Consider the following 6742-nt stretch of genomic DNA (forward strand, 5'->3'; position numbering starts at 1 on the left):
AGCGCAGCGCTACACTGGACACATTGCGCGATCGCGTTGGGACTCCGGAGCTAGTTCCTAAAAATGTAATTTCCACGCAGCCTGTTTTTGAATCTTCCTCTATATATAGTACACAGGCTTAGTCTGAAGAGAAGATTCCTCGGAAACCCCTAAGGACCCTGAGCCTGAATCTGAATATCTAGAGGAAGAATACTATCCAGAAAATGAAATCAGTCCTGACACCTCTGGTCAAAGGCTGATGCTATTAACGTCGCTGCCAGACAGTCAATCAACCTTAGAGACTTGGCTGCAAGAAGAGCATTCTGATCAAGAGTCTCTATCACTGATTATCCCCATCTGTCAATGTTTTTACTATTTATATCAGCGTCAGTGGTGCTTGGTTGATGTGATTCCGAAACTGATTGAAATCGGAAAACCGATCAAGTTTTTTGATTTAACCAGTGCCTATCCTATTGATCAAAAGCTCGACTATGGCTTGTTAGGAAACTACTGCGCTTTTGAACTCTCCTCCGGTAATCCCTTCCAGGAGTCAATGAGCAGTTACACTGTGGGAGCGCTGCTTTACCAAGCTATTCATCAACAGCTTCTTCCACAAGACCAGACTCTTGACATCCAGATTAAGCCCATTCCTCAGATTTATCAACTGCTCAAGATTTGCCTCTCTTCTGTTCCAGAAGAACGCTTCTCCCTTTCCCACTTACTGAGTCTCTTAATTGAAACTCGTAAATCATTTCAGACCACCCAAGTTCAATGGCAAGTGGCCAGTAAATCAACAGTAGGACTCTCAACTAGTCGTTTACACAACGAAGATAGTTATGGAGTACGACAGCAACAGTTGAGTAATGGTGATACTATGATTTTAGCCGCTGTTGCTGACGGTATGGGTGGCATGTCTCAGGGAGAGTTAGCCAGTCAATTAGCCATCAAAACCGTGTTTGAGCAACCGATTCCCTCTGAGTTGAAAACTGTCAACCAGCAGACAGATTGGTTGGTATCATTATTCCAAAACGCTAACCAATCTGTAACTAACGCCGTACGAAACGGCGGAACCACACTAAGTGTAATTTTAGGGATTAGTAACAACTTACTAGTGGCTCATGTGGGAGACAGTCGTATTTACTTAATCAGGAAAGAACAAATATGTCAATTAACTGAAGACCACTCACTAGTAGCGATGTTACTGGCCAGTGGTGAAATCACCTATCAAGAAAGTCTTGACCATCCAGATAGTAATATTCTTACTAAAGCCCTGGGTTCACAACCAAGACTTAGTGATGGTTATGTCCAAGATTTGAGCCACTTTAGTCAAGACTTATCCCTAGCTCTAGAAGATAGTGATATCTTGCTGCTCTGTTCAGATGGTGTCTGGAGTTTAGTGTCAGATACTGAACTAGCGGAAACTTTTAAAAAAACTCAGCCTTTACAAGCAGCTGTTGACGAAATTATCCAAAAAGTTATAGATAATGGAGCATATGATAATGCTACAATTTTAGCATTGGAGTGTTGTATAAAAAATGCTAGTTGAGGCATCTGCACTTAAATAAAGTATAGCATTTATAAATGAGATGTAAACCGAGGATGTCTTTTTTTATTGTCTAATAAAAATACGGATATCTTTACCCTCTTGCCTCTTGCCTCTTGCCTCTTGCCTTCCCCTCCTGGGAGGGGTTAGGGGTGGGTTCCTCTTGCCTCTTGCCTCTTGCCTCTTGCCTAAAAGACTATGTTCACAACTCAAATCCAAACGCTATAACTTATGTACACCAATCAACAGAGAACCAATATAGCCTCTCGTCTTACGGAAATTCTCGAAAAGCGCAAACCCTTTATTGAACGCCTCACCAGTGTAGAAAACCACCTAAAAACCCTTCACTCCACACTACTTGAGCTAGAAAAACACCGCCAGAAGCTAATTCAATTACCCGATAATGCTGAAATAGCTGGGAACTTACAACAAATCAATTTCCCTGGACTGCTCAAGCGCTTGGAATTTCAAAGTAATAAACTAGCTCAACTTCATAAACGCTTTGACCGTGGCACCCTTAATATTGGTGTCGTGGGGTTAATGCGACAAGGTAAAAGTACACTACTCAAAAGTTTGAGTGGACTTTCCGATGATGAGATTCCTGCTCGTGAAGGAGGAGCCTGCACAGCAGTTAGGAGTACAGTCTATCATCAAAATCAACCAACCTATGCTAGGGTAACATTCCATGATGAAGACTCATTTCTCAAAGAAGTCATTGGCTCCTATTACGAAGAACTAGGCTTAGCACCCAAACCAAAGAGTTTGGATGACTTTGCTAGTCAGCTTCCCGAACTGCCTAGTGATGCTGCCACAAAAAAAGCCATGTACGAACGCCTCCGCAACGAATATTATGCTCATTTCAATCAGTATCGCCATCTACTGGAAGCAAACTCCCCTCGGGTATTAGATCGGGTTTCCAAGGAAGAAATACGCAACTATGTAGTTCACCAACAAGATCCCAATAGTAACTTCGCGGTTTTGGCAGTCAGAGAAGTAGAGATATTCTGTCCTTTCAGTAAATCCGAAGTTGAAAAGATTGCCTTAGTAGACATACCCGGTTTAGGGGACCTCAGAGTAGGGGATGAAAAGCTGATGCTACAAACCCTAGGGGAGCGAGTGGATGTGGTTCTTTTTGTGCGGAGACCAGACCCTGTAGGCTACCAATGGGAAGAGAGAGATACGAAACTTTATGACACAGCCCAGAAAGCCCTGAATGACCTGCCAGCTCGCTCTTTCATGGTACTCAACAAAATGAGCAGTGCTGATCAAGACAACTCTAAAGGCTGTGAAACCCTTAAAAGAACGATTCGGGAAAACCACATAGAGGTGGTTAATTGTGTAATCGCTGACTGTTCTAATCCTGACCAAGCTAACCAAGTTTTGGAGTTAATTCTAGACTACCTAGTGGACAACATTGAAGACCTAGACAGTAAATATGCCAAAGCTTATCAAGACCACATAGATATCCTCCACAGAGACTTAGAAACTGATTTACAGAAAGCCAGTAAAGCCCTAGCTGGATTTGGGGATGAAGACCAGTTATTTGTGGAGCGATTCAAGGAGTTTAAAGAAGAGCTATCTGACAGTCTTGAAAAATTCCTCAAAAAACTCAGAAAAAACCGGGAAACAGTTGATCCTTACTTTAAAGCAAAAGTCGATACTGTAATGAAAGCCTGCCAAAGTGACCCGGGAATTCCAGAACTAGACGAAATTGAAAGACAACGCACAGACCGATTCGGAGGCTCTTACAGGTCTACCTACTACGGGTCGATTGCAGCGATGCGAGCCAACCTCTCAAAGCATTTCCTTTCCTTAAACGAAGGGCTACAGCAGTCAGTGGAGCAGCTCAAATCAGAAGTAACAAATGTGCTGGTAAACCTGAAAAAGGGGCACTTGGGGAATCTAACCAAGGAACGGGACGCCAAGTTTCTAGGGGTGATGACCGAGTTACTCGATAAGTATAACAATCAATTAGAGCTAGGATTCCGAACCCTTTGGGAGTCTCAAGTTTCCTATGAGGGATTAATTATACACAGTATTCGACAGCACTTTGATGACGAACTTGAACCGGATCTAATCAACAACAACACCCTGAGCATTAAAAATTCAGAGTCAGGAGAATCCCAAGTTGAAGAGTTTAATCAACAAGAAGTAAAAAATCGTCTAGAAGCTCTTCATAAAAAAGTGGTCATTAAATGCAAAGAAACCTTAGATCAGTGGTTAACTGAGCCGAGCCAAGTCAGATACTTCATCATCGGAGAGTTTTTTGATCGCATTCACTATGCCAAAGATATAGGAGACCAGTGGCGGACTTTTCTAAGAAAGGAAGAAATTCGCTCGAAAGTATGGCCTGAGTTCCAAAGGCTCAAAGAACATAAACAAATTCAGCAGGAGTGGCAAAATTTGCTCCAGAAAGCAATCAGCAGCAACAAATTGGAATCTATGCAGTTTTTGAACTAACTTTGCGTAAGCTATCAGCCTGGTTGACTGACAAAATTTGAAGTGGAAAGAGCGAAAAGTAAGAGTAGTCAGGGTGTGGATAAGGTTGACAAAAGTACACCGGATCATCTGATTGACCCATGATGTGATGAGTTAAAATACACAAAAAACTATTGAGCAAGCAAACCCAAATGCAGATTAAGGTCGCAATACATCCAGCAGAAGAAGGTGGTTTTTGGGCAGAAGTACCCGCACTACCTGGCTGCATTACTGAGGGAGACACAATGGAAGAGGTTTTAGCAAATCTTCAAGATGCCATTGAAGGTTGGTTAGAAGTTGCCAGCAATTCCTATATTCCTGAACCCAACAGCAAAATTGTGGAAGTTACAGTATGAAAAGCCAGGAGATATACTAGATTAGTTCTTGCCTCTTGCCTCTTGCCTCTTGCCTCTTGCCTCTTGCCTCTTGCCTTCCTAAAATTGTAGAAACCTACAATGTCTATTACCTGTATAGTATGCGGTCATATTAATACTGGCAGTACCAACTACTGCACTAGTTGTGGTGCGGCTCTTGAGTTTGAAGAGACTGTTAGTTCATCAGCCTACCATTTGCCTTCTGGCACACTCCTGAGGCAGAGTCATTATCGGATCGAAAAAGTCCTAGGAGAAGGGGGATTTGGCATTACCTACCAAGGAATTTACCTACCTAACTCTGCCAAGGTTGCCATCAAAGAACTATGGCCAGAAAAAGCAGCTAGGATGGGGAAAACCATTACTTGGCCCCCTTCTATTGCTCCGATTGACCGACAACGACAACTCCACAAATTTCAGTTAGAAGCCAGTTATTTACAAAAATGCTACCACCCTAATATTCCTAAGATTTATGAGTGGTTTGAGGAGAATAATACTGCCTATTTAGTCATGGAGTTTATCTCTGGAAAGTCCTTATCCAAAATCTTACAAGAAGAAGGTGTTCTTTCGGAAGAGAAGCTCAAGGGCTATTTTATCCAAGTAGTAGAAGCCTTAACAGTTGTTCACTCTAATCAACTATTACACAGAGATATTAAACCTGATAATATTCTAATTGATCACCAAGATCGAGCTGTATTGATTGATTTCGGTGCTACTAAAGAATTCATCGCCGGTCAAACCCGTGAAATGAGTGCAACATTGTCACCAGGATACGCTCCTCTTGAGCAATACAGTTACCGAAGTAAGCGTTGGCCAGCTACGGACATCTATGCTCTATGTGCTTCAATGTATGAGTTACTCACTGGTCAATTACCCGCTCAAGCCACGGAAAGGGCTGGATCAGAAACGTTAATTCCACCGCGACAGTTAGCTCCTGAGATTACACCCCAAACTGAGCAGGTAATCTTAACTGGAATGAGAATGAAGGTAGAGGAGCGATTTCAAACAGCCGAGGAACTGATTGATGCCCTCAAAGGTAAGTTTGTTTCTCCCAGTCAAAGGAAAGCGTGGGGATTACTTAAGCAAGGAAAGTTAGCAGAGGCGGTTCAAGCTTATCAACAGTGTCTAACTAATCAGCCAAACCATGGTGAAGCTGCGGTTGAACTAGCCCTAGTCCAGATGCATCTCAATGATGCTCAGGCTGAGGTGGCAGCAGAAACAGCGATTCGACTACAACCAAATGATGGCAGGAGCTATGGGGTTTTAGGACTAGTCAACTGCCGTAAATCAAATTGGTCAACAGCGGTAAAACAGTTGCAACAAGCAGCAAACTTAGCTCCCCAAGAAGTTTGGATACAAGCTAATCTAGCTTGGGCATGGGGAAAGCTTGGCAATTGGCAACAGGCAGAATCTGCTGTTTCCAAGGCACTACAAATTGATAGTAACTCTACCTTTGCCCTAGGGTTACAAGCTTGGATTAATGTGAATCAACAGCAATGGAAACAAGCAATTCGTACTGCTACCCAGGCACTGTTCAAGTCAAAACAGGCTCAGTCTAAGGAATCCCAACAACTACAACAATGGATATATCCCTATTTAATCATTGCTTTGGAAAAGGCAGTTGTTACCAGGCAGTCTAGGGATGTGGAGCGGCGGATTATAGAGTTTACCACTCAAGTCCCCGATAGTGCAGTTGCTTGGGGATTGAAAGGTTGGAAGCAAGCTGTGCAAGGGTTGTGGCCTGAGGCTCTGGCCAATTTTGACCAAGCCAGCCAGAAAGCAGACGTTCCTAGCTGGGTATCCCTGAATCAAGGAATCACTCAGGAACACTTGCAGAATTATCAAGGTGCTATCCAAACCTATCAAGCCTACATTCAGAAATTTCCATCTGATGCCTTTGCTTTATTCCGTCTAGGCACTTTACTAGGAAAAGTGGGACAATGGGCACAAGCACGCTCCCATCTGGAAAAAGCCGTGCAGTTAAAACCAGACTATGCTGAGGCTTACCACAACTTAGGTTGGGTTTTACTTAATATCAGAACTGTAGACGGTCAGGTTGAGAATTTTCGTCCCCTGTTGTCCGCCTATCGTCAAGCATCTGAATTTTACATGCAACAGTACCAATCGCAATTAGCTGGTGCAATTAGACAAGCCTTTCAAATAGCTGGGGTTGAGCTTTAGCTGAATTTCTGTAGCTTGAAGAAGAATAGATAGCGTTTATCGCACTTATGATATAGTAGCGTTTATTGCATTTATGAGGTACGTTCTAAACCTCAAAGTACCCCTTATTAAGGGGGATTTAGGGGGATCCCTTTGTACCTCATATGAGGTAAGTTCTAAAGGTCAAAGTACCCCTTAATAAGGGGTACTA

At 42.9% G+C, this 6742-nt stretch carries 4 protein-coding genes; all 4 read left to right on the forward strand.

Annotated features, from left to right (window positions below; genetic code table 11):
- The first annotated feature begins 238 nt into the window (after window positions 1-238).
- The 4 genes from F6K20_RS18850 (at window position 239) to F6K20_RS18865 (ending at window position 6552) form a co-directional block, all read left to right on the forward strand.
- Window positions 239-1525: a PP2C family protein-serine/threonine phosphatase gene (locus tag F6K20_RS18850; protein ID WP_287295628.1), complete on the forward strand. Its 1287-nt coding sequence runs from the start codon at window positions 239-241 to the stop codon at window positions 1523-1525.
- Between the two features lie 228 nt (window positions 1526-1753).
- A complete protein-coding gene (locus F6K20_RS18855; RefSeq protein ID WP_008182205.1) occupies window positions 1754-3982 on the forward strand; it encodes a dynamin family protein in 2229 nt (742 codons plus the stop codon).
- Between the two features lie 170 nt (window positions 3983-4152).
- The gene (locus F6K20_RS18860; protein WP_008182203.1) at window positions 4153-4356 is read left to right on the forward strand and encodes a type II toxin-antitoxin system HicB family antitoxin; all 204 of its coding nucleotides are present in this window, start codon (window positions 4153-4155) and stop codon (window positions 4354-4356) included.
- A gap of 99 nt (window positions 4357-4455) precedes the next feature.
- Window positions 4456-6552 carry a serine/threonine-protein kinase gene (locus tag F6K20_RS18865; protein WP_287295630.1) on the forward strand — a complete coding sequence of 699 codons (2097 nt, stop codon included), beginning with the start codon at window positions 4456-4458 and terminating at the stop codon, window positions 6550-6552.
- Window positions 6553-6742: the final 190 nt, after the last annotated feature.

The organism is Moorena sp. SIO2C4 (genome assembly GCF_010672485.1).
Classification (GTDB): Bacteria; Cyanobacteriota; Cyanobacteriia; order Cyanobacteriales; family Coleofasciculaceae; genus Moorena; species Moorena producens.

What these genes read in the sequence shown, in the direction of transcription:
- F6K20_RS18850 (WP_287295628.1), top strand. Translation starts at nt 239, where the DNA reads ATGCTATTAACGTCGCTGCCAGACAGTCAATCAACCTTAGAGACTTGG.
- F6K20_RS18855 (WP_008182205.1), top strand. Translation starts at nt 1,754, where the DNA reads ATGTACACCAATCAACAGAGAACCAATATAGCCTCTCGTCTTACGGAA.
- F6K20_RS18860 (WP_008182203.1), top strand. Translation starts at nt 4,153, where the DNA reads ATGCAGATTAAGGTCGCAATACATCCAGCAGAAGAAGGTGGTTTTTGG.
- F6K20_RS18865 (WP_287295630.1), top strand. Translation starts at nt 4,456, where the DNA reads ATGTCTATTACCTGTATAGTATGCGGTCATATTAATACTGGCAGTACC.